Source organism: Clostridium novyi NT, from assembly GCF_000014125.1.
Taxonomy (GTDB): domain Bacteria; phylum Bacillota; class Clostridia; order Clostridiales; family Clostridiaceae; genus Clostridium_H; species Clostridium_H novyi.
Genome location: NC_008593.1, coordinates 1,505,785 through 1,531,621 on the forward strand (window position 1 = coordinate 1,505,785; position 25,837 = coordinate 1,531,621).

At 28.2% G+C, this 25,837-nt stretch carries 20 protein-coding genes and 1 other RNA gene; 4 read left to right on the forward strand and 17 right to left on the reverse strand.

Annotation, left to right across the window (positions count from 1 at the left end):
* Positions 1–66 precede the first annotated feature (66 nt).
* Positions 67–1,605, reverse strand: coding sequence for an MBL fold metallo-hydrolase RNA specificity domain-containing protein (locus tag NT01CX_RS07080; protein WP_011722379.1), 1,539 nt, complete (start codon positions 1,603–1,605; stop codon positions 67–69).
* A 168-nt stretch (positions 1,606–1,773) separates the two neighbouring features.
* Positions 1,774–2,847, reverse strand: coding sequence for an undecaprenyldiphospho-muramoylpentapeptide beta-N-acetylglucosaminyltransferase (locus NT01CX_RS07085; RefSeq protein WP_011722380.1), 1,074 nt, complete (start codon positions 2,845–2,847; stop codon positions 1,774–1,776).
* Between the two features lie 255 nt (positions 2,848–3,102).
* Between NT01CX_RS07085 and NT01CX_RS07090 the strand changes: the two genes are divergently transcribed.
* Positions 3,103–3,300 (forward strand): alpha/beta-type small acid-soluble spore protein, encoded by a 198-nt coding sequence (locus NT01CX_RS07090; RefSeq protein WP_011722381.1) that lies wholly within the window; start codon positions 3,103–3,105, stop codon positions 3,298–3,300.
* 107 nt (positions 3,301–3,407) lie between these two features.
* On the opposite strand, the gene NT01CX_RS07095 is transcribed toward NT01CX_RS07090, so the two are convergent.
* Positions 3,408–4,748, reverse strand: coding sequence for an MATE family efflux transporter (locus tag NT01CX_RS07095; protein ID WP_011722382.1), 1,341 nt, complete (start codon positions 4,746–4,748; stop codon positions 3,408–3,410).
* Between the two features lie 205 nt (positions 4,749–4,953).
* Between NT01CX_RS07095 and NT01CX_RS07100 the strand changes: the two genes are divergently transcribed.
* On the forward strand, positions 4,954–5,145 hold the full coding sequence (locus tag NT01CX_RS07100) for an alpha/beta-type small acid-soluble spore protein (RefSeq protein WP_011722383.1): 192 nt from the start codon (positions 4,954–4,956) through the stop codon (positions 5,143–5,145).
* A 75-nt stretch (positions 5,146–5,220) separates the two neighbouring features.
* Here the strand turns inward: NT01CX_RS07100 and NT01CX_RS07105 are convergent, their stop codons facing one another.
* Together NT01CX_RS07105 and recJ are read right to left on the reverse strand one after the other, a co-directional pair.
* Positions 5,221–7,212 (reverse strand): sensor histidine kinase, encoded by a 1,992-nt coding sequence (locus NT01CX_RS07105; RefSeq protein WP_242648478.1) that lies wholly within the window; start codon positions 7,210–7,212, stop codon positions 5,221–5,223.
* 110 nt (positions 7,213–7,322) lie between these two features.
* Positions 7,323–9,089 (reverse strand): single-stranded-DNA-specific exonuclease RecJ, encoded by a 1,767-nt coding sequence (gene recJ / locus NT01CX_RS07110; protein WP_011722385.1) that lies wholly within the window; start codon positions 9,087–9,089, stop codon positions 7,323–7,325.
* A gap of 79 nt (positions 9,090–9,168) precedes the next feature.
* Here recJ and NT01CX_RS07115 point away from each other — a divergent pair, with 79 nt between their 5' ends.
* Both NT01CX_RS07115 and NT01CX_RS07120 read left to right on the forward strand, forming a co-directional pair.
* Complete coding sequence (locus NT01CX_RS07115; RefSeq protein ID WP_011722386.1) at positions 9,169–9,987, forward strand: TIM barrel protein; 819 nt, start codon at positions 9,169–9,171, stop codon at positions 9,985–9,987.
* A 36-nt stretch (positions 9,988–10,023) separates the two neighbouring features.
* Positions 10,024–10,629, forward strand: coding sequence for a flavin reductase family protein (locus NT01CX_RS07120; protein WP_011722387.1), 606 nt, complete (start codon positions 10,024–10,026; stop codon positions 10,627–10,629).
* A 94-nt stretch (positions 10,630–10,723) separates the two neighbouring features.
* On the opposite strand, the gene NT01CX_RS07125 is transcribed toward NT01CX_RS07120, so the two are convergent.
* The 12 genes from NT01CX_RS07125 to ssrS form a co-directional block, all read right to left on the reverse strand.
* A complete protein-coding gene (locus NT01CX_RS07125; RefSeq protein ID WP_011722388.1) occupies positions 10,724–10,936 on the reverse strand; it encodes a heavy-metal-associated domain-containing protein in 213 nt (70 codons plus the stop codon).
* A gap of 38 nt (positions 10,937–10,974) precedes the next feature.
* Positions 10,975–13,422 (reverse strand): heavy metal translocating P-type ATPase, encoded by a 2,448-nt coding sequence (locus NT01CX_RS07130; RefSeq protein ID WP_011722389.1) that lies wholly within the window; start codon positions 13,420–13,422, stop codon positions 10,975–10,977.
* Between the two features lie 141 nt (positions 13,423–13,563).
* Positions 13,564–14,781: a M16 family metallopeptidase gene (locus tag NT01CX_RS07135; protein ID WP_011722390.1), complete on the reverse strand. Its 1,218-nt coding sequence runs from the start codon at positions 14,779–14,781 to the stop codon at positions 13,564–13,566.
* Between the two features lie 155 nt (positions 14,782–14,936).
* Positions 14,937–15,944: an electron transfer flavoprotein subunit alpha/FixB family protein gene (locus NT01CX_RS07140; protein ID WP_011722391.1), complete on the reverse strand. Its 1,008-nt coding sequence runs from the start codon at positions 15,942–15,944 to the stop codon at positions 14,937–14,939.
* A 30-nt stretch (positions 15,945–15,974) separates the two neighbouring features.
* Positions 15,975–16,754, reverse strand: a complete 780-nt coding sequence (locus tag NT01CX_RS07145) for an electron transfer flavoprotein subunit beta/FixA family protein (protein ID WP_011722392.1) — start codon at positions 16,752–16,754, stop codon at positions 15,975–15,977.
* 27 nt (positions 16,755–16,781) lie between these two features.
* On the reverse strand, positions 16,782–17,921 hold the full coding sequence (locus tag NT01CX_RS07150; protein WP_011722393.1) for an acyl-CoA dehydrogenase: 1,140 nt from the start codon (positions 17,919–17,921) through the stop codon (positions 16,782–16,784).
* A gap of 249 nt (positions 17,922–18,170) precedes the next feature.
* On the reverse strand, positions 18,171–21,083 hold the full coding sequence (locus tag NT01CX_RS07155) for a DNA topoisomerase IV subunit A (protein WP_011722394.1): 2,913 nt from the start codon (positions 21,081–21,083) through the stop codon (positions 18,171–18,173).
* A gap of 39 nt (positions 21,084–21,122) precedes the next feature.
* Complete coding sequence (locus tag NT01CX_RS07160; protein ID WP_011722395.1) at positions 21,123–23,081, reverse strand: DNA gyrase/topoisomerase IV subunit B; 1,959 nt, start codon at positions 23,079–23,081, stop codon at positions 21,123–21,125.
* Positions 23,082–23,275: 194 nt separating this feature from the next.
* The gene (locus tag NT01CX_RS07165; RefSeq protein ID WP_011722396.1) at positions 23,276–23,659 is read right to left on the reverse strand and encodes a hypothetical protein; all 384 of its coding nucleotides are present in this window, start codon (positions 23,657–23,659) and stop codon (positions 23,276–23,278) included.
* Between the two features lie 74 nt (positions 23,660–23,733).
* Positions 23,734–24,672, reverse strand: coding sequence for a tetratricopeptide repeat protein (locus NT01CX_RS07170; RefSeq protein WP_011722397.1), 939 nt, complete (start codon positions 24,670–24,672; stop codon positions 23,734–23,736).
* Positions 24,673–24,747: 75 nt separating this feature from the next.
* On the reverse strand, positions 24,748–25,449 hold the full coding sequence (deoD, locus tag NT01CX_RS07175) for a purine-nucleoside phosphorylase (protein WP_011722398.1): 702 nt from the start codon (positions 25,447–25,449) through the stop codon (positions 24,748–24,750).
* 146 nt (positions 25,450–25,595) lie between these two features.
* Positions 25,596–25,788: non-coding RNA, 6S RNA (gene ssrS, locus NT01CX_RS12085), on the reverse strand.
* Between the last annotated feature and the right edge of the window lie 49 nt (positions 25,789–25,837).

A 25,837-nucleotide genomic window follows, 5' to 3' on the forward strand; every position in this document is an offset into this window, starting at 1 on the left:
AATTAGTTTATATTTATGAAAACAAAAGGATACTTATATTTATTTATAAGTATCCTTAAAAACAGCTTATTTATTTAACTTTGCATTATCATTATCTATGGTTTTTTCTATTTCTTTCATTAACACTTCTTTACTCATATCCTCAACATTATCAATAGAATTTAATAATTTTATCAATCTATATTTGATATTTTCATCATTTAATTTAAGATGTTCATTTATATAATAACTTTCAAATACATCCATTATTCTAGATTTGAATCCCTTAGAATCTAATAGCTCTTTGAAACTTTGTTGAGATTTTGTATCTCCATGAACTAAAAGTATTTCTTTAGGTCTTACCATTAATTTATCAATCCAATCCACTAAACCATTTCTATCTGCATGTCCTGATAAACCTTCTAGATTATAAATTTTAGCATTAACTGCTATTGGTTCTCCAAATAAATTTACTTTTTTATTGCCATCTAATATGGCTCTTCCAAGTGTTCCCTCAGCCTGATATCCAACAAATACTACTGAACACTCTTTTCTCCACAAATTGTGTTTTAAATGGTGTTTTATTCTTCCAGCTTCACACATTCCACTGGCAGATATTATAATTGCATTTCCTTTAAATTTATTTATTTGTATAGATTCCTGTGGAGTATTTGTATATTTAACACCTTTAAAGTTCAAAGGATTTAATCCAGTTCTCACTAAGCTTTTCATTTCACTATCATGATAATCACTACATTCTTCATATATTTTTGATGTATTAGCTGCAAGAGGACTATCTACAAATATAGTTACATCTTTTAAAATATTATTTTTTACATATTTACTTAAAGCATATAAAACTTCTTGAGTTCTTCCAACTGAGAAAGAAGGTATTATTACATTTCCTCCCCTTTCAAAAGTATCTGTAATTATATTAACAAGTTCTTTAAAGGACCAATCCATATCTCCATGTACTCTATCTCCATAGGTTGTCTCCATTATAATATAATCTGCATAGGTTATATAGCTTGGATCTCTTATTATAGGCTTATTAGTATTGCCAAGGTCCCCTGTATAAACTATTTTCACTTCATCTTCATAATCTTCTTTAATATACATTTCAACTATTGATGAACCTAAAAGATGTCCAGCTTCTCTAAATCTTATTTTAAATCCATCAAATACTTCTATAATTTCATCGTAATCATAATCTCTAAACAAGTACATTGAAAGTTCTGCAATTTTTGCTGTGTATAGGGGTTCTATAGTGTCTAATCCTTGTCTTATTCTCTTTCTATTTTTCCATTCAGTTTCTGTTTCTTGTATATACCCACTATCAGGTAGCATTATACTACATAATTGTTTAGTAGCCCTTGTACAAATTACTTCTCCTTTAAAACCTTTTTTGTATAATAAAGGTATTCTACCACTATGGTCTATATGAGCATGAGACAATATTACATAATCAATTTTTTTAGGGTCAAATGGAAATTCATCATTTCCTCTAACCTTTTCATCTTTCCCCTGAAATAATCCACAATCTAAAAGTATTGTCTTATCATTAAATTTCATAATATGACAAGAACCAGTTACACATTTAGCTGCACCATAAAATTCTAATTTCATAAAATCGCCCCTTTCCCTAAGTAAAACTTTCTTGTAACTATATTATACCAAAGTTTTCTGAAAATTTCGACTTATTTACATTTTATACCTTATTACAAGAAAAAACTAATTAAAAAAGACATCTAAAAATATTTTTAAATGTCTTATAAATAATTTATTATGAAATGATTACTTTTTATATTTTTCTATTAAAGATATTATTTTGTCTACACAATTGTTCGCAGAACTAGAATTCATATTTTTAATATACTTTTGTTTTTCTTTAAATAACTCATCAATTTTATTTGTTATAACTTCTGAATTTAAACTTTCTTCTTCTATAACCATACTGTATCCGCTTTTTTCAAAAGACTTTGCGTTTAATATTTGGTCTCCTCTACTAGCTTTAGCTGATAATGGCACTAGTAAATTTGGCTTCTTTAACGCAAGTAATTCAAAAATAACATTAGCTCCTGCTCTTGATATAAATAAATCAGCTGTTGCCATTAAATGTGGTAATTCATCTTTTACATAATCAAATTGAACATATCCTTCTACATTTTGAAGACTTTCATCTAAATTACCTTTTCCACATATATGAATTATATTATACTTTTTAATTAAATTTGAAAGAGCATCTCGTACACTTTTATTTATTACTTTAGAACCTAAACTTCCACCTATTATCATTAAGACAGGTTTAGTTGTATCTTTAAATTTACATATTTCATAGCCTTTAATTTTGCTTCCTTTAAAAAGTTCTTCTCTAATTGGTGTTCCTGTTAAAACTCCCTTATTATCTTTAATATATTTAAGTGTTTCAGGAAATGTTACACAAACCTTATTACAAAATGGTGCTGCAAGTTTATTTGCAAGTCCAGGAGTCATATCTGATTCGTGTGAAATAACAGGAATCCTATTTAAACGCGCTCCAATTACTACTGGAACAGATACAAATCCACCTTTTGAAAATACTATATTAGGTTTCTCTCTTTTTATTATTTTTTTTGCTTCAAAAACTCCTTTTAATACTTTAAAAGGATCAGAAAAGTTTTTTATATCAAAATATCTTCTTAACTTTCCACTAGAAATAATATGATACTTTATGTTTTCTGATTCAATTATTTTTCTCTCTATACCGTTTTCTGTACCTATATACTGTATTTCATATCCTAATTCTTTTAACTTAGGTACAAGTGCAAGATTTGGAGTTACGTGGCCCGCTGATCCGCCTCCGGTCATGATAATCTTATATTTACTCAAAACATCATCTCCTAACTATATTTCAAAAATCAAATATATTTAATTTTTTATTACACTCACTAATTTTTTATTATACTATATATCCCTTCAATAATAATTATATTTTTTAAAATAAAATATTACATTTATTATTTCTTTTGCTAAAACAAGTACAAACTTGAACTTGTACCTCTAAATCACTAATATATAAATTTGAAAAAAGGTTAAAATACTAGTGTAACAAAAATCAAACATTAAATTTAGGAGGTAATTACAATGGCAAGAAGCAGTAATAAAGCATTAGTACCAGAAGCTAGAGAAGGATTAAACAAATTTAAAATGGAAGCTGCAAATGCAGTAGGAGTTCCTTTAACAAATGGATATAATGGAGATTTAACTGCTAGACAGGCTGGATCAATAGGCGGACAAATGGTTAAAACTATGGTAGAACAATACGAAAAAAATAATCTATAATTATTACTAAAATACAATAATTAAAACCACTAAAGTAGATTTGAATTTTCTACAGAAAGTGCAAAACCTCTTCTAAATAATGATATTTAGAAGAGGTTTTGTTAATTTTAATAGGCTTTAAGTTTATTTGTAATTTTCTTTATATAAAAAAGCCCGGTAAGTGCTGCTATTCCATCTGAAACAGGATAAGCTATCCAGGCTCCTAATGTGCCTAAACTATATACAAGAATTATAGCTGCTGGTATACATATTAAAGTCTCTCTATATATTGATAATATAAAAGATGCCTTTGCTTTTCCAAGTGCCTGACAGCAATATATAGAAACATAATATATGCCCACACATGGAAATATAATTATAACAATCCTAAAAGCTCTAACAGCTCTTAAAAGAAGATCTTCATCTTTTAGAAATATTCCAATTAAATTACTTGGGAAAATCATCATTAATCCCCATACTACCAAAGTAGTTGCAGTAATAAATATTATTGTTTCTTTTATTACAAGTTTCAATTTTTCATAGTTTTTAGAACCATAATTAAATGCTGCTATAGGTTGCATAGCTGAACTTATACCCAATACAGTTATGAATAAAAACATAGATACTTTGGTTATTGTACCTATAATAACTACTGCATCATCTCCTCCTGATGCAGATAAAAGATTATTAAATACAATTGAAAGCAATCCATCTGATGCTTCAACTATAAATGTAGAAAATCCAACACTAATTATAGTTTTAACTATTTTTCTTTCAAAAATAAATTTAAATTCTAAATTAATTTCCTTCTTTACTTTTAAAAATCTAAAAACTGCATATGAAAATGCTAAAATTTGAGAAAAACTAGTTGCAAGAGCAGCACCTTTTACTCCCATTGAAAAACGCACTACAAGTATAGCATCTAATATTACATTTACTGTAGCACCAATACTCATGGCTTTTAAAGTTACTTTAGTATCTCCAAGTGCCATAATTACATATCCAATAACTAAGGTTAGACATTGAAATGTACCACCAAATAGAATTATAGATATATATTGATAAGCATAAGGGAAAAGAGTTTCACTAGAACCTAATAAATTTTTTATAATACCATCTTTAAATAAAAATATTAAGACACATAAAGAAATTAAAATTAAACTTGTTAAAATTAAAGAATTTAAAATTATTTTTCTTAAATTTTCGTATTTTTTTCCACCCAAATTTCTAGATACAGCAGTGGATGTTCCTACAGCCATCATAAGACCAGTAGAAGTTATTAATTTTTGAATAGGAAGTGCTATTGTAAGAGCACCTATACCAACAGCTCCAATAGTAGAACCAACAAATATTGTATCAACCATATTATAAAGTTCCATAACAAGTAATGAAAGCATTGTTGGTATAGCAAATTTAATTAACAATTTGCCTATTTTCTGGTCTGAAAAGACTGTACTGTCAATTTCCATAATATACACCTCATTTTATTTTTATAAACCATATATACCTATTGTAACATATATTTTCTTATACAAGCTTTAATATTTCCATAAAAACAATTTAATAAATTTAATGTATATTTATATTTCTTTTACCTTACATCTTATATTATATATAAATTAAAAATGGATAAGCTATTATTGAAACACAAAACACACAAGGAGGTTGGTTAAGATGTCAAGAAATAAAGTTCTTGTTCCAGAAGCTAGAGAAGGATTAAATAAGTTTAAAATGGAAGCTGCAAATGCAGTAGGAGTTCCTTTAAAAGATGGCTATAATGGAGATCTAACTGCACGTCAATGTGGTTCTGTTGGTGGAGAAATGGTAAAAAAAATGATTAATTACTATGAACAAAATATGCTATAATAAGTAGCAAAAAATTTAAATAATATTCTATTAATAACTTAAGTGCATGAGAATGTTAATCCTCATGCACTTAAGTTAATTTACATCGGAAAATTCTAGTAACATTTTATTTTCAATGTTAGCTGCTAAATTAAAATTATCTAAATTTATTTTCTGGTTACTATCGTCTACCTTAAAAGTTATAGTAAATTCAGTTCCCTTATTTACTTTACTGTTTACTTTTATGTTTCCATTCATTAATTCCACAAAGTTTTTTACAAGAGCAAGACCAAGACCTGTACCAGGAGTAACATTTTTAACACTATTATTTATTTGTATAAATCTATTGAAAATATTATCAAGGCTATCCTTTGGAATTCCTACTCCCTCATCTTTAACCTTAACTTTGACTACATCCTTTTGTGAACATATAGTTACATATATATTTTTGTTATCTGGAGTAAATTTAATTGCATTAGATAAGAGATTCAATATAATTTTTTCATACTTGTCTTTATCTAAAGCTACCATCTTCTCTTCTTCGTTCGTATCAAATATTAAATTGATTTCTTTACTTTTAGCGTATATACTAACTGAGCTTACTATACTTTCAGTTACTGATACTATATTAAAAAATGAATATTCTAATTGTAAAAATCCTGCTTCTGCCTTAGAAATATCAAGAATATTATTTATTAATTTTAAAAGCCTTCTACAGTTTTGATCTATTCTCATAAGAACCTTATCTATTGTATCAGTTATTTCATTTTTATATACATTTCTCGCAAGCTGAACTGAAGAATTTATTATAGTTAAAGGAGTTCTTAATTCATGAGAAATCATGTTGAAAAACTCATCTTTCATATCTGATATACTTTGAAGTTCATTATTATTTGTTATTTCCTCAGTAATATCTCCAGCACAAATAAATAGCCTATTTAATCTATTTATATCGTTATTTTCACTAATTTTTGCTGAAAATTTTATTTTATAATATATATTATTTCCGTTACTATCCTTAATTGCATATGGAGCTACTATATATTCATTTTCACATCTATCTTTAGTAAAAACATTATTTATTACATTTAATATCTCAGGTTCTTTTACTATTTTTCCTTCTATATTATTATTGTACTTTAATATTTCTCTATATTTATTATTTATTAACTTATACTTTAAATCATCAAATTCTATTACTGCAATAGGTACATCTATAGTATTAACAACATCATTTATAAATTCCCTTTGTTCTTGGAGTTTAATTTCTTTGTTTTTTATATTAGTTATATCTTTTAAAGTTAAAATATTATTAATTATAGAGTTATCTTTTAATATATAATTTGAATTTAATTGTATATAAACTTCTTTATGATTTTCATTACTTTTTAACTTTATTTCAAAATCTTTTATTGGAATATGCTTGAAATTATAGTTGTAATAAAGTTCTTGTAATCTTATTTCCTCTGATTGATTAATAAGTTTATTTAAGTATTGAAAAAAGTTTCTAAAATTGCGTCTTTTGATTTCTTTTCCCATTAAATCTATAGCAGCTTTATTGCAAAAGGAAAAATTTCCGAACTCATCATATACAATTAATCCTTCTGAAAGATTATTTAATACATTTTTTAGATGACTAACCCCTTCTTTTTCTTTCCCTCTAAGTGATTGCAACACATCACATTTTGTTTTAAGTTCAGAACACATTCTTAAAAAGCTATCATTACTATTTTTTAATTGAGAATTTAAATTTATATATTGTGATACTTCATAAAAAAATATATTAACTTCTTTTTCACAAATATTTATTATTATATCAAAATATCTTTTATGTAGTATTTCGATTTGTCTTAACTTCTTATCAATTTTAAACTTTATACAATTTTTAATTATCTGTTCTAAATTCTTAAAAAAATCTATGGCAAATAACGACTTATATTGAAAATCTGCATCTATATTAAACATATCTATAAATGCTCTATTCATATATTTAATATTTAAATTAGTTTCATCTATTATAGCTACTCCAAATGGTAATTTATCGTAGACTTGACCCATAGTATATTCCCCCATCTCCCAATTTCCCATTTTACTGCCTAATTTACATTTTTTCATGCTTATATCACATGAAGGTTAATATACAACATATTCTATATAAATATACTTTTTCCTTTTTATATTTAAATTTGTAAGTATACTTAATTACTACATACTCTAAAATCTTTAACTCTAAGTTGTTTATTTCTATATCCATTAAATTCATTTATCATTGGATAAAATATTAAATCTAATTTTAAGTTATACGGACTCGCAATAACTGTTTCAATTTTTTCTCTAAGAGACTTTTCTACCATATCTTTAAACTCATCTGCTCTATTAAATATTATGGCATCTATTTTTTCATTATCATTTGTTAAACAAGTTAATTTTATTGTATTTTGATCTTTTCCCATAATTCTTATATTTAAAACTTTTATATTTTTTTCAGCAAATAAAGGCGCTGGATTTCCTTTTCCAAATGGCTCTAAGTTCTCAAGTTCTTCTATAAGTTCTTCTTTAACTGAACTTAATGGTATTCTCTTATCAATTTTAATTTTAGGTATTATATCCTCATCAGTAAGAGTACAATTTTCATTTAACATTGTTCTTAATTTTTCTATATTTTCTTCTTTTATAGAAAGCCCTGCTGCCATTGGATGTCCACCAAACTTTTCAATTACTTCCCTGCATTTTAATAATTCTTCAAAAAGATTGTATTCTTCTATAGATCTCCCAGAGCCCTTTGGCATTTCTTTTCCTTTTGTAAGTATTATAGTTGGAACATTAAATCTTTCTCTTATTTTTCCTGCTACAATTCCAGCTATACTCTCATGTATATCTTCCTTATATATAACTAAAACTTTGTCCTGTCTGTAACTTGAATTTTCTACTACATCTATTATTTCTTCTACATTTCTTGTTGTCATTTCTTGTCTTGTCTTATTTAAATCATATAGTATATTTGCAAGTTCCTTAGCTCTTTCTTCATCTTTAGTTATAAGTAATTCTACAGATAATGCAGCAGTATCTAGTCTTCCTGTAGCATTAATACATGGTCCTATCATAAACCCTATATTATAAGATTTTATTTCTTCTTTGTTTATTCCAAGAGCATTCATAAGGCATTGAAGTCCCAAATTACTAGTGCTTTTCATCATTTTTAATGCATTTTTAGCAATAATTCTATTTTCGGAAACCAAATCAACTACATCGCATATAGTTCCTATTCCCGCAATTTCAATAAACTTATATGCATCACTATCATCTAATCCTAAACTTACATAAAGAGCTTGTATAAACTTAAAAGCGATACCTGCTCCACATAACATTTTAAATGGATAAGTACAATCGTTTCTCTTAGGATTTATAACAGCATCAGCTTCAGGAATAATGTATTTTCTCTCTCCCTCTTCCTCTTTAAATGGAAGTTCGTGATGGTCTGTCACAACTACTTGCATACCAAGTTCCTTTGCAAATTTAACTTCTTCTACAGCACTTATTCCATTATCGCAAGTTAAAATTACTTCTGCTCCTTGATCCTTTAATATCTTTAATCTATTACTACTCATACCATATCCTTCTGCTTCTCTATCTGGTATGTAATACTCAACATTTGCATCTATTTCTAAAAGTCCTTTATACAAAATAGATGTACTTGTAACTCCATCTGCATCATAATCACCATATACAACTATCTTTTTTCCTTCATCAATAGCATCTAATACTATATCTACACCTTGTTGCATATCCTTCATTAAAAATGGACTATATAAATCATCAAGTGAAGCCTTTATAAATTTTTTAGCTTCCTCTTCACTTTGTATTTTTCTATTTGCAAGTATTTTTGCAGTGATATCACTTATGTTACACTGTTTTGCTAATAATTTTGTATCGCATTTTGTAACTTTTAATCTCCACTGATTCATTTTTTTATCACCTTCTCCCAAATTATTATAGCATAATAATCATATATTTTGTGGTATAATCTTAGTGGAGGTGCTATATATGGATAGTTTATTATTTGGAATATCGGGATTACCTAATAGAAATAGCAATAAGAAATTTACTTATAAAACAGGAATAGAATATTTAAGAGAAATTGGTCTTGATGCAATGGAACTTCCTTTTGTTAGATCCGTAAATATTACAGACAAAAATAAAAATGAAGTATTAGATACAAAACTTAAAAATGACTTTTATTTATCTGCTCATGGTTCTTATTTTATAAATTTAAATGCAGATGAAGAAGAAAAAATAGAAAAATCTTTAGAAAGAATAATTAAAGGTGCTGAAGGTCTTAAAAAAGTTCAAGGAAAAAGCCTAATCTTTCACCCTGGATTTTATCTTAAAGACTCTAAAGAAGAAACCTTTGAAACAATAAAAGAAAATCTTTTAAGACTACCTGATTTAGGTGTGGATTACAGACTTGAAACTACAGGTAAAGGAACTCAATTTGGCTCTCTAGAAGAAAATGTTGCCCTTTGCAAAGCTGTTGATACATGTAAATTGTGTATAGATTTTTCTCATATTCACGCAAGATATAATGGTTCTTTAAAATCTTATGATGATTTTGCAAGAATTCTAAATTATGTAGGAAACGAACTTGGTGATGAGGGACTAAATGATATGCATATCCATCTATCAGGAATTAACTATACTGCTAAAGGAGAAAGAAACCATCTTCCTTTTGAGGAAAGTGACTTCAACTATAAAGATTGTCTTAAAGCCTTTAGAGATTTTGACATTAAGGGTTGTGTAATATGTGAAAGTCCCGTACTTGAACACGATGCATTACTTTTGAAAAATTATTATGAGACTTTATAATATAAATAAAATTTGTGACATACAGGAGAGATACTTATGAGTAAAAAAAGTTTTAAAGGAAGTGCTATGTTAAATCCAGTACCTTCAGTTCTTATTACTTCTAAAAATAAGGAAGAAAAAGTGAATGTGTTTACTGTTGGCTGGATTGGAGTTGCATGCACTCACCCTCCTATGATAAGTGTAGCTATAAGACCTGAAAGACTTTCTTATAAATACATAAAAGAAAATGGAGAATTTGTAGTTAATCTTCCTTCTCGTGATTTAGTTAAAGCTGTAGATTTTTGTGGTGTTAAATCTGGCACTACTATAGATAAAATAAAAGAATTGAACTTTACACTAGAAGATAGTGATAATATTTCTGTACCTTATATAGATGAATGTCCTATAACATTAGAATGTAAGGTGAAAAATATAATTCCTTTAGGATCTCATGATTTATTTTTAGCTGAAATTTTATCTGTACATGTAGAAGAAGATTTAATAGATGAAAAAGGTAAAATTCACTATGAAAAAGCTAACTTAATATGTTATTCTCATGGAGAATATTTTGGTGTTTCAAAAAAGGTTTTAGGAAACTTTGGTTTCTCCATTAGAAAAAAGAAAAAGAAGAAGAAACAAAATTTTAAAAAGAAAAAGAGATAAAACTTATATGTTAAAAGCACCCCATAAAAGTAATTACACTATTTTATAGTAACTACTTAATAAGGTGCTTTTAATATATTTATATTCTTTTTTATTAAGCTTCTTCTATTGAAGTTACATTATATCCCCAATCTTCAACTTCAGCTTTCATTTTGATATCATCTAATTTTTCTCCTTCTACAATAGCAAACTTACCTTCTAAGTTTACATCTACATTGCTTACTCCCTCTATTTCCATAAGAGCGTTTTTAACGTGCATAACACAATGATTACAAGACATTCCTTCAATATTTAATTTTCTTTTCATTGTTTCATCCTCCTTAATACTTTTTAATATGTTTTAATTTATATATCTTTTTTAAATCTTTTAAGCCTTAATGCATTTGTAATTACTGATACTGAACTTAAACTCATGGCAGCAGCTGCTATCATTGGGTTTAGTTTAGGACCACCAAATAAAGTTAATACTCCTGCTGCAATTGGTATACCTAAAGTATTATACCCAAATGCCCAAAATAGATTTTCTTTTATATTTTTAATTGTTGCCTTACTTAGTTTAATAGCTGTTACAACATCTAAAATATCATTTTTTATTAAAACTATATCTGCTGATTCCATAGCTATATCTGTTCCTGAACCAATGGCTATTCCCACATTTGACTGTACAAGTGCTGGTGCATCATTAATTCCATCACCAACCATTGCAACTGTATCTCCACTTTCCTGTATCTTCTTTACATTATCTGCTTTATGTTCTGGCATAACTTCTGCTAAAACCTCATCTATTCCAACTTCTTTTGCTATAGCATTTGCTGTCTTTTCATTATCTCCTGTAATCATTACAGTTCTAATACCCATTTCTTGTAGCTTTTGTATGGCAAGTTTACTATTTTTCTTTATAACATCTGCCACTGCAATTATACCTACTGCTTTATTATCTATTGCAATATACATAGGAGTTTTTCCATTATGAGCTAACTCTTTAGCTTTTTCATAAAATTCATTTATATCTATATTAGTTTCATTCATAAGTCTTTTGTTTCCTATAAGTAATTGTTTGTTATCTATATTTGCTTCAATACCTCTTCCCGTTAAAGATTTAAAAGAAGTAACATCTATTAAATCTATTTTTTTATTTTTAGCATAGTTTACTATAGCCTCTCCTAATGGATGTTCTGAAGCTTTTTCAGCTGAAGCCACTAATTTTACTATATAATCCTCATGAAATTCTTCTGTAGTCATAATGTCTGTAACTTCTGGTTTTCCTTCTGTTATGGTTCCTGTTTTATCAAATATTATTGTATTTATCTTGTGTGCCGTTTCTAATGCTTCTCCACTTTTAATTAACACTCCATTTTCAGCACCTTTTCCTGAACTTACCATAATAGCTGTAGGTGTTGCAAGTCCCAATGCACAAGGACAAGCTATGACTAGCACAGAAATAAATATAGTAAGTGAAAAAATTAAACCTTTACCACTAAAATACCAACTTAATGAAGAAACTATAGCAATTATTATTACTGTAGGTACAAAATATGATGATATAGTATCTGCAAGTCTTGCAATAGGAGCTTTTGATCCTTGAGCTTTTTCAACTAATTCTATTATTTGAGATAATGCTGTATCTTTTCCTACTTTGGTTGCTTTAAATTTAAAATATCCATTTTTATTTATAGTAGCACCATAAACTTTATCATTTACTTTCTTTTCAACGGGTATACTCTCCCCTGTAAGCATTGATTCATCTATAGAGGAATTTCCTTCTATCAAAACACCATCTACCGGTATCCTCTCACCTGGTTTTACTATAATAATATCTCCTTTTTCTACTTCTTCTATTGGAATTATTACTTCTTCTCCATTTTGAAGTATAAGAGCTGTTTTAGGAGAAAGTCCCATTAACTTTTTTATAGCCTCTGATGTTTTACCTTTAGACTTAGCTTCTAGATATTTTCCTAAAGAAATCAGTGTTATTATAGTTGCCGCAGATTCAAAGTATAAATCCATAGTATATTCATTATGACCTGTAGCTATTTTAAAAATTCCAAATATACCATATAATATTGCAGCACCACTTCCTATAGAAATTAATGAATCCATATTGGGACTACCCTTAAATAATGTTTTAAAACCTACTTTAAAAAACTTTCTTCCATTATATATGCAAGGAATAACTAGTATAAGTTGAATTAACGCAAAATTAAGTGGACTTATAGACGGATCTATTATGCTTGGAAGATGCATCCCCATCATGTGTCCCATAGAAATTATTAAAAGTGGAATTGCAAATACCGCTGAATATATAAAATTATTCCACATAACTTTCATTTCATTTTCTTTTCTTTCTTTATCTATATCAACTGATACTTCATTATCTTCTGCTATGTATCCAGCCTTATCTATAGCTTCTTTGATTTTAGAAATTCTTATTTTTGAAGGCTCATACTCTAAATATAACTTTTCTGTAGCAAAGTTAACCTCAGCCTTTTCTACTCCTTCAAGTTTTCTTGTAGTTTTTTCTACTGCTTTTGCACAAACTGCACAGGTCATTCCACCAATTTTCATAGTAACAGTTTTAGTGTTTTTTTCTTCTTTTGCAGAATATCCAGCCTTTTCAATAGCCTGTATTATCTCTTTGTCCGATACTACATTTTCGTCATATTTTACATATAACTTTTCTGATGCAAAATTAACATTTGCATAAATTACACCATTTGTTTTTTTAGAAGCTCTTTCTACCGATTTTGCACAAGCTGCACAAGTCATTCCCTGCACATTTAGTATTTTATCCATATCTGCCTCCTATATTTAACTTTTATTCATAAGTTTACTTAATATAGACATTATTTATTGTAAATGATTATCATTTTAAATTCAATATAATTATATAATAAAATAAGCACCTATTTATAGTTAGTGCTTATTTTTCTCATTTTATTCAGGCATTAACACTTGAATGCTTGGATTTTTCAATACTTTTGATATGAGATTTAATATTGTATTTTCATTAATTGTATGATTTTTAACAATACCTTCAAAAACTCCTTTTGTAGTATTAAACATTATTTTTTCAGTTACTATTCTTTTACTTAATTCTATTGATCGCTCTAATGACAATTCCTTTTTTAAATTTATACTTTTAATTACGTCATTTATGCATTCCTCAGTAAATATTCCTCTTTTACTTTTTATATCTTCTATGTTTTTATTTATTAAATTTATAGCTTTTTCTACATTATCTTTAGATGTACCGAGAGTAATTGTAAATAACTTAATACCATTTTCATTTTTTATATAGCTTCTTATATCATATGCAAGTCCATTTTTTGTTCTAATTTCATCAAATAAAATACTGCTAATTCCATCTCCAAATCTAGAATTAAATACATTAAGAATTTTTATTTCTTCATCACTTAAATCATGTATTGGAAAACAGTACTGTATTTTTGCACCATTTAAATCATTTCTTATTTTAGTATATATTCCTGGTATGTTATCTTCGTATAGATTTAAATCTTCCAAATTAGATTTCTTACTCCATGTTCCAAAATATTTATTTACTATATCTAAAACTTCATTGAACTCTAATGACGATACAACGCTAATAACACAATTTTCTGGTACATAATGTTCATCATAAAAGTTCTTTATATCCTTTAGCGTTATTGAGGATACACTTTCTTTATTTCCTATAATTAATTCCTTAATTCTTCTTTCTTTGAATGCATTATAAAACAGTTCGTCTTCACATTCTTGATATGGATCATCTTTCCATTCTTTTAACTCTTCTAATATTACGTTAATTTCTTCTTTAAAACCTTCCTCTGGGAAAGTTGGATTTAACACTATATCTGAATATAAACTAAAACCTTCTTCAAAGTCAGAAGATAGTGTAGTTCCATAATATATTACATAAGGATAATTTGTCATAGCATTATTAAATCCGAATATTTTATCACATTTAGAGTTGATTTCGCTTTCTGTATTATTTATTGTTCCTTTAAAAACCATATGTTCTACAGCATGTGCTATACCCATATTTTTTCTTTCTACCAAAGCCCCTGCGTTAAATCCAATGCAAAATGAAGAAATACTTCCTTGTCTTTTAACATAATATAAATTTATCCCATTTTTTAAAATATGTTTTTTCATTTTATTTCCCTCCATGTTCTCTTTAATTATAAATACTTTTAGGAAAATAAAAAAGATAAGATTGTTAAAAGTTCTTAAATCTTATCCTAATAATACATAAATTATTACATAAAAAAGCTGTTGAAATAATTCAACAGCTTTTATATATCTACTAATTATTTGTAGCTTTTGATTTGTGCTATTAATTCTGGGATTATTTTGTTTAAGTCTCCAACTAATCCAAGATCAGCAACTTTCATGATTGCAGCATCTGCATCTTTATTAATAGCGATGATGTAATCACTGTCTTGCATTCCAGCTAAGTGTTGGATTGCTCCTGAAATACCGCAAGCGATGTATATTTTAGGTCTTACAGTTTTACCAGTTTGTCCAACTTGTAGTTCGTGATCTATCCAGCCGTTATCTGTAGCTGCTCTTGATCCTGCTACAACTCCACCGAATACGTCAGCAAGTTCTTGTAGTTTAGCGAAGTTTTCTTTGCTTCCAACTCCTCTACCACCTGCTACGATTACTTCAGCTTCTCCAAGATCAGCAACTTCTTTAGCTATTTTAACAACTTCTTTAACAGTTACTTTTAAATCTTCAGCATCTAATTTAACTGCAACTTTTTCGATTTTAGCTGCATCTACTCTTGATTCGTCTGCTGCTAATTTGTCGAAAACACCAGGTCTTACAGTTGACATTTGTGGTCTGTTTTCTGTACACATGATTGTTGCCATTAAGTTTCCACCGAATGCTGGTCTTGTCATTAATAAGTGACCTGTTCCTTCTTCAGTATCTAATGATGTACAATCTGCTGTTAAACCAGTGTGTAATCTAGCTGCAACTCTAGGTCCTAAATCTCTTCCTATGAAGCTAGCTCCTATGAATAAGATTTCTGGTTTCTTTTCGTTTACTAAATCACAAATTACTCTAGTGTAAGCACCAGTTGTGTAGTTTGCTAATCTTTCATCTTCAGCATATAGAACTTTGTCAGCTCCGTGTGCTAATAATTCATTTGCAACATTTTCGATTTTATTTCCAAGTAAAACTGCAGTTAATTCTACGTTTAATTTGTCTGCAATTTCTCTACCTTTTCCAAGTAATTCTAAAGCTACTTTTTGTAATTCTCCATCTCTTTGTTCTGCGAATACCCAAACGCCTTTGAAATCTGCTATATTCATTACTTATCCCTCCTACTTATATACTGTATACTAGATGTAGTGTTTTTCTTTTAATTTTGAAGCTGCGTAAGCTGCTGCTTCTTTAACTGGCATATTAACTACTTCACCTTGTCCTTTAGCTTCTTTAGTCATAGATCTTTTAACCTTAGTTGGAGATCCTTTTAATCCTAGTAAAGCTTTGTCAACGTCTATATCATCAGCTGACCATACTTTAACTTCTCTTTCGAATAATCCGAATACATTTCTCATATCCATGTATCTTGGTTCGTTTAATTCTTTGATTGCTGTTAAAAGACATGGAGTTTGAACTTCTAATACTTCATATCCATTTTCTAATGCTCTTCTTACTGTTAATTTGTCTCCATCAACATCTACTTTTTCTACATAAGTAATTTGAGGAAGTCCTAAGTGTTCAGCTATTTCTGGTCCAACTTGTGCAGTATCTCCATCGATAGCTTGTCTTCCTGCGAATATGATATCATATTCTAATTTCTTTAATGCTCCTGCAAGTGCATGTGAAGTTGCAAGTGTATCTGCTCCAGCGAATGCTCTGTCAGATATTAATATTGCATCATCAGCTCCCATAGCCATAGCTTCTCTTAAAGCAGCTTCTGCTTGTGGAGGTCCCATGCTTATTACTGTAACAGTTGCTCCGTTTTCATCTTTTAATCTTAATGCTTCTTCTAATGCATTTTTATCTTCTGGGTTTATTATTGATGGAACTCCTTCTCTTACAAGTGTTCCTGTAACTGGATCTATTTTAACTTGATTTGTATCTGGAACTTGCTTTAAGCAAACAACTATTTTCATTGTCTATTCCTCCTTAAATTAAACTTATTATCTGAATATTGATCCTGAAATAACCATTCTTTGAACTTCGTTAGTTCCTTCGTAGATTTGAGTGATCTTAGCGTCTCTCATCATTCTTTCTACTGGGTAATCTTTAATGTATCCGTATCCACCGAATAATTGAACTGCTTCAGTTGTAACGTACATTGCAGTATCTGTACAAGAAAGTTTAGCTCTTGCAGCTGAAACTGAGTATGGGTTACCGTTGTTTTTATCCATAGCAGCTGTGTATAATAAGTATCTAGATTGTTCGATTCTTACATCCATATCTGCCATTCTCCAAGCGATACCTTGGAATTTGTATAATTGTTTTCCGAATTGTTTTCTTTCTTTCATGTATTCTCTAGCTGCATCAAATGCACCTTCAGCTAGTCCAAGACCTTGAGCTGCAACACCAATTCTTCCTCCATCAAGAGTCTTCATTGCGATTGCAAATCCTTTTCCTTCTTTTCCTAGTAAGTTTTCAGCTGGAACTACACAGTCTTCAAGGATGATTTCACCAACTTGTGCTCCTCTGATACCCATTTTGTCTTCAACTTTACCAATTGAGATTCCTGGGAAGTCTTTTTCAACTATGAAAGCTGAAATTCCTTTTGTTCCTTTTGATTTATCAGTTATAGCGAATATAACAAATGTTTCAGCAAGTGGGCTGTTTGTTATAAAGCATTTTTGTCCGTTTAATATGTAGTTATCTCCATCTTTAACAGCTACAGTTTGAGCGCCTGATGCGTCTGTTCCTGCGTTTGGTTCAGTTAATCCAAAAGAACCTAATTTCTTTCCTGAGCATAAGTCTGGAAGATACTTTTTCTTTTGTTCTTCTGTACCGTTTTGGTATATAGCTCCACAACATAATGAAGTATTAACTGAGTATGAGATTCCTAAGCTTCCGCAAGCTTTTGAAATTTCTTCTACTGCTAAAATATAAGATAGGTAATCTCCACCTGTTCCGCCATATTCTTTTGGATATGGTAAACCAATGATACCATATTTACCTAATTTTTTGTAAACTTCCATTGGAAATTCACCTGTTGCATCTGTTTCAGCAGCTATAGGTTTTATTTCATTTTCTACAAATTCTTTTACCATTTGTTTTACCATTTGTTGCTCTCTAGTTAAATTAAAATCCATCTTATATTACCTCCTACTATAATATTTTTCACAACCTACATTTCATAATATCCAGTGGATTCTATCAATAAAATGTCCTTTGTGTATTAAATGCTTTTGTTAAAAAAAAAACACTTTGTCTGACAATTTTGATTTTATTCCATTACTGAATAAATATCAAGTACACACTTTTTTGTATTATAGTTTAAATAAACATATGTAGTATAAAAAAGCACTCTAAGTATATTTTTGTATACTTAGAGTGCTTTTTTATTTTATAAATTTTATATTACTGTTACAGTTTGAAACTCTTATTTTTTTACCTTTTCCTGCTCTGTTTTGATTATTTATACCCTTTAATATAACAACCTCTTCAGAGTCATCTTCATACATAACCTCTAGTTTATTCTTAGTTTCTCCATAAACTTTTATTTTATCATCATTATCCTCTAAATATATAAATTCTCCAAAAATAACCTTATCATCTTCACTTAAGCTTATTCCCGTTACCCCTGAAGCTATTTTACCCATAGGATTTATGCTATCACTATCAAATCTTATTCTCATATCTTTTTTAGTTATAAGTAAAATATCTTTTTCTAATTTATTATCTTTTTTTAGTACATTTATCAATTTATCATCTTTATCTTTTAACTTATATCCTTTTGTGTAGGAATAATTTCCCTGAAATTCATTTAACATAGTCTTTTTAACATATCCATTTTCACTTATAAAATAAAAACTTTCTTCATCGTTAAATTCAGTAATAGCAAAAATATTTACTATACTTTCTTCATTTTCATTAAATTCATCTATTAAGTTTGATAATTTTACTCCATTGTTATCGATATTTTCTATTAAATATGCAGGAAGTAAAAATACACTTCCTTTATCTCCAAAAATAATTATATTGCTAAGTGAATTTGCATAGCATCCTTTGAAATTCTTATAATTAACTTTTTTAGATACCTTTATCTTTCCTTTATTATTTATATTAACGGCAAAGTTTTTTATCTCAAATTCATCAGTATACGAAATTTCCTTAACTTTATCCTCTGCTGATAAATTAAATAATTGATTTCCCATAACATTTCTATCACTATTTTCAAGTCTAGGTTCTCCTACAGTAAATTTTAACCCATTTTTAGTTTGCACTTTTATGTATTGTTCTTTTCTATTGTTATCAGCTAACTTTACATTTATTAATTTTTCATTTTCTTTTAATTTTAAAGCTAATAATTTAGAATAGTTTGTTTTAAATTTATCTAAAGAACTTTTTTTCATCATTCCCCTATCGCTAAAGAAAATAAAGTTCTTATGACTATTTAATTCTTCAATTACATAGAAATTTATAAGCTTTTCTTTTTCCAAATCTAATGTTTTTATTAGATTATCTAGTCTTTCTCCTTTTTCTTTCCATTTCATTTCAGCTATATTAACAATTCTTAATTGATATAGATTTCCTTCATCTGTAAATATAATTAAACTATATTTAGTGTTGCCTTCTAATATAGCTTTATTAAAGTCTCCTTCTCTATACTCTATATCCTCAACTTTTGGATTAATTCTTTTATAATATTTTTCAGAAACTCTTTTTATATATCCTTCATTAGATATTGTAATTATAACATCTTCATCTAAAATAAGTTCTTCTATATCAATTTTAGCTTTTTCATCATCATGAATTATATTTGTTCTTCTTTCATCTCCGTAGTTTTCCTTAACTTCATTTAGTTCCTTTTTTATAACTTTAAATAATTCTTTTTCGCTATTTAATATTTTTGTTAAGGCATTTATACGTCTTTGTAATTCCTTGTATTCTTTTTCAAAAACCTTTATTTCAAGACCAGTTAATTTATATAGCATTAATTCTACTATAGCCTCGGCTTGTTCTCTTGAAAATCCAAATTTGTTAACCAAATTTTCTTCCGAATCTTTTTTAGATTTTGAGGCTCTTATGGTTTTTAATATCTCATCCATTATATCTATAGCTTTAATAAATCCTTCTACTATATGAAATCTTTTTTCTGCTATTTCAAGTTCTTTTTTAGTCCTTCTTATAACAACGTCCTTTTGATGCTCTACATAATATTTTAATATAGCTTTTAATCCTAATGTTTTTGGTTTTCCATCTGCTATTGCAACCATATTAAAACTTAAATTACATTGAAGTTCAGTCTTTTTAAATAAGTATTTTAATACTCTTTCAGCTTCTTCTATGTTTGCTGATTTCTTTAATTCTATTACAGCTCTTATTCCATTTCTATCTGATTCATCTCTTATATCAGAAATAGCATCCAATGCTTTACTATGCTTTTTATCAGCAGTCATTTCAGATATTGTCTGTAACATTTTAGATTTATTTTTTCTATAAGGGAATTCAGTTATAACTATTCCATATCTATCATTTTCTAATTTTTCAATATTTGTTTTTGCTCTTAGAGTAACCCTTCCTTCTCCTTTTTCATAAGCAGATAAAAGTGCCTTTTCTCCAATTAATATTCCTCCAGTTGGAAGGTCAGGCCCCTTTATATAGTTCATTAATTCCTTTGTTGAAATATCATTATTATCTATATAAGCAATACATCCATCTATAGTTTCTTTAAGATTATGTGGTGGAATGTTTGTTGCAAGTCCTACTGCTATACCAAAAGCTCCATTTACAAGTAGATTTGGAAATCTTGCTGGTAGTACCTTTGGTTCAAGCTCCGTATCTGAATAGTTGTTTACCATATCAACTACTTCTTTATCTATATCCTTTAACATTTCCATTGCTGCATTTGTAAGTCTCGCTTCTGTATAACGCATAGCAGCAGCACTATCTCCATCTATACTTCCCCAGTTTCCGTGTCCATCTATAAGAGGAATTCTAGTTGTAAAGTTTTGAGCTAGTATTACCATAGCATCATATACAGAGGTATCTCCATGTGGATGGTATTTACCAAGTATATCCCCAACAATTCTAGCGGACTTATAATAAGGCTTATCTGGAGTTGCCTTTAACTTATAAGCTCCGTATAAAATTCTTCTATGTACTGGTTTTAATCCATCACGCACATCAGGAAGAGCTCTTTCTTTTGCAACTTCTACCGCATAAGGAAGATAGTTGTCCGGCATAACCTCTGATATAGAAGCTTTTATTATATTATTATCCTTTGGAATGTTTATATTTTTTTTAGCCATTTTAGTTCAATCCTTTCAAAATCAACAACAATTTAACATTTAAAATTCTGCGTATTTATACATATAATTTCTTCTAGGTTCAACTACATCACCCATTAATAGAGAAATCATTTTTTCAGCTTTTGCAGCATCTTCAATAGTTATTTGTTGAAGTGTTCTAGTTTCTGGATTTAACGTAGTATCCCAAAGCTGATCTGGATTCATTTCTCCAAGTCCTTTATATCTTTGTATTAACGCTCCCTTACCTATTTCCTTTTTTGCACTAGCTAATTCTTCATCACTATATGCATATCTACTTATTTCACCTTTTTTTGAATTTTTATATACTTTATATAAAGGTGGTAGTGCTATATATAAATGTCCATTAGTAATTAAGGATCTCATATATCTATATATATAAGTTATCCATAAAGTTCTTATATGATATCCATCTACATCCGCATCACTTAAAATTATTATTTTATCATATTTTAAATCATCTTCATTATAATTTTCTAAAACTCCCGTTCCAATTGCTGCATTAAAAAGTTTAAGTTCTTCACTTGCTAGAACATTTTCAAGTCTTTGTTTTTCTGTATTCATTATTTTACCCTTTGAAGGCATTATAGTTTGAAATCTTCTATCCCTTGCCTGCTTTGCACTTCCACCGGCTGAATCTCCCTCAACTACAATAAATTCGCAAAACTCAGGTCTTTTTAATGTGCATATAGATACTTTTCCAGCAAGGGGAGCTGTTCCCTTTCCCACTTTCTTTTTTTCAGCATCATTTATCTTTTTTATTTTTTCACGTCTTGCAGCAGCGGATACTGCATTATTAATAATTTGAGTTGCTATTTCTTTATTATCTTCAATCCATTCTCCTATTTTTATGTAAGCAAGTTCATTCATTACAGTATAGGCTTCATTGTTTCCAAGCTTTGTTTTGGTCTGTCCTTCAAAGATAGGGTTGCTTATTTTTACTCTTAAAATAGCTGTCATTCCTTCTCTTAGGTCGTCTCCCTCAAAGCCTTTATCCTTTTCTTTTACAATATTAAGTTTTTTAGCCCATTCTTTAAATGCCCTTGTCATTCCTGTTTTAAATCCAGTTTCATGTGTTCCTGATTCCGTTGTTGGTATGTTATTTACATAACTTGCTATATTCTCTGTACTAGAATCAGTAAACTGCATACACACTTCGCAATATACTTTTATTGAATTTACTTCTTTTTCCCCTTCATAAAGTAGCGGATCTTTGTGTATTGGAATTTTACTTTCATTTAAGTAATCTATAAAATCTAAAAGTCCTCTTTCAGAATGATATTCTTTTTCTATAACTTCTTCTTTTCTTTCATCCTTTATTACTAATGTTATGCCTTTATTTTGAAAAGCTAATTCTTGTAATCTTTCATCTATAACTTCAAATTTAAATTCAGTTGTACTAAAAACTTCTTTGTCTGGTTTAAATGTAATTTTTGTTCCAGTTCTTTCTGTATCTCCAACTATTTTTAAAGGAAATATAGGTGTTCCAGGCATCTTTTTATTTAGTGACTTGTCCTCAGCATACTCAAATCTTTGCTTATGTATATGTCCTTTTTGATATACTTCAACTTCAAGCCATTCTGATAGTGCATTTACAACTGCCGCACCAACACCATGTAATCCACCAGATGTCTTATAATTTTTATTATTAAACTTTCCACCAGTATGTAATTCTGTAAATACCATTTCAACACCCGATTTTTTCTTTACAGGATGTATACCCGTTGGAATACCTCTACCATTATCCATTATTGTTACACTTTTATCCTTGTTAAGAATTAAAACAACCTTATTTCCATATCCGTTGGCAATTTCATCAATGGAGTTATCTAATATTTCCCATATGCAATGATGTAACCCTTTTGTTCCTGTAGATCCTATATACATACCAGGTCTAACCCTTACTGGTTCTAATTTTTCTAAAGATGTCAAATCAGTAACATCATAAGAATTCTTATTTTTCTCTTGTATTAAACTCATAATAATCCTCCATTTTTAAAATTCACATTAAACATAGTTTAAATACAAAACATATGTTCTTATATAAAGTCATATTAATATTTTACATATTTTTATAACTTATAACAAGTTTATTTTTGTAAAATGTCTATAGTATATTATTAATTAATAAAGGTATACCCTTATGTATACCTTTATTAAATGATTATTTAAATTTATAAATTCTCATTAGTAGGTTTCATAAAAGCAGTTGCAAGCCTAATAATACAAATTAAAGATTCATCATCAATTTCTCTATTAAAATTTAAGTTTTCTATGGCTTCTTTTGATATTGATATAGCCTTTTCTTCTTTTTCTATATTGGATTCATTTTTAAAATTTTCCTCAACAAAATTTACGCATTCTCTAACTGTCCTTAATACCTTTTTTACATTTTCTACCGTAGATTCATCATCATCTAAAAATGTCAATAAGTTGTATGTTATTCCATAGTAATCGTCTTTTATTTGTTCTTCTTTTTCTCTAATTAAATACATGAAATAAGCTATTCCAACAATAAGTAAAACTAACAATATATATTGAAAAATAATGATACCCATTATCTCTCCCCCCATATATAAACCTCTCTATAGTATCTATATTATGATGTTTTATATAAAAGTGGGACATGTTGTTAGTGGCTCTCTTTAATTATTTTCTTATATTCTTTAAAACCTTTTATAGGATCTAATTCCTCATCTTCTTTTATATACTTTATAAAACCTGGATATAATTCTACGGCTTTAAATAAATCATCTATAGCATCCTTTAATTTATCTAAGTGTATATTATAACACGCTCTATTGTAGTATAAAAAATCTGCATCTTCATTATGTAAAATTCCATCACTTATTATACTTAAAGCTTTATTATAATCATTTTTTTCTACGTATATAACAGCTAAATTAAGATAACTATATGGATAATTTGAGTTTTCTTTTATAGATAAGTTATAGTACTTTATAGCATCTTCTATTTTTCCTACCTTATTCATTACTACAGCCATATTAAATAATCCCAAATAATGATAAGGATCTATATTTAAACTTTTATTAAACATATCAATAGCTAAGTTATTTTGTCCTAGTTCCTCATATATTGAGCCTAAATTTAAATTGGCCCAAAAATCATTGCTATCCATTTTTAATACTTCTTTATAACATTTAATAGCTTCTTCTTTTTGTCCTATAGCATCATAAGCTCCCGCTAAAAAGAAAAAAGCTCTATTATACTTTGAATTTATTTCTATAGCTTTTTTGTAGTACTTTATAGCCTCGTTATATTCTTCTCTATTATCATGTATTATAGCCAATCCATAGTATGCTCTTTCATCTTTTTCATCTATATTTAAAATTTCTTTATATTTTTCTGCGGCCCTAATATCTTCTCCCTTTTCATCATATATTAAAGCCATATCTAGAATCAATTCTGTATCATTTTTTCCAAGTGGGGATTCATATGCTTTTTTATAAAATTTTAATGCATCATCTATAAGTCTCTTTTTATAAAAACTTTTTCCTATAACCTTATAGTTATCTATTTTATATTTATTATTTATAACTTTTTTCTTCATAAAATAAAAAACCTCTTTAATTAATGAATGCACAATAATATAATTGTGCATTCATTTAAATATATAAAATTTTTATTATTCAGCTAATTCAAGAGCAATTTCCATCATCTTAGTAAATGTCGTCTCACGTTCTTTAGCTGTTGTTTCTTCTCCTGTTACTATACTATCACTAACAGTTAAAATTGCAAGTGTATTAACTCCATACTTAGCTCCTAAAGTATACAATCCACTAGCTTCCATTTCAATTCCTAAAACACCATATTTAGACCAAAGTTTAATAGCATCTTTATCATCATTATAAAATAAATCACTACTTAATATGTTTCCTACCTTTATATCAAGACCTTTACTCTTACCGATATCATATGCTTTTTTTAATAAATCAAAACTCGCAATAGGAGCAAAATCCATGCCATTAAAGCGCATTCTATTTGTTCCTGAATTAGTACAAGCACCCATAGCTAAAATAATATCTCTAACTTTAATATCTTTATTTATAGAACCACAAGTTCCTACTCTAATTAGATTTTTTACACCATAACTTTCTATAAGCTCATTTGCATATATTGATATTGAAGGAATCCCCATTCCTGTACCTTGTACTGAAACCCTTTTTCCTTTGTATGTACCAGTATATCCATACATACCTCGTACATCATTATAACAAATTACATCCTCAAGAAAATTTTCTGCTATAAATTTTGCTCTTAATGGATCTCCTGGTAATAAAACTGTACTTGCTATTTCATTTTGTTTTGCTCCTATATGTGTACTCATATTTATACCTCCTAAGAATAATGTATAAATATTTTAACATCCAATACATTTATTTACAAGGATTGTACATAGCCTGTATTATTTATTTATAAAATTTAAAAGAGAGGTATTAACCTCTCTTTATATAAATAAAATTATTATTAAATTTAAACTCCAAAATACCGCTGCTCCGATTTTGACACCTATCTCTCCGATAGGTGGGTGTCCTCACAGATGTTTCAATGCTCATGCCTTAATAACTTTATTAAGGTCTTATAGAAAAATTCACATCAAAATATTGAACTCCCTTGTAAGCTCTGTAGGTTCAAAATAAGAGCTCCACGAATACTCCAGAAATATTAACTTAACCTATAATTATTATATCAAATAATTTAAAAATTTCAATATA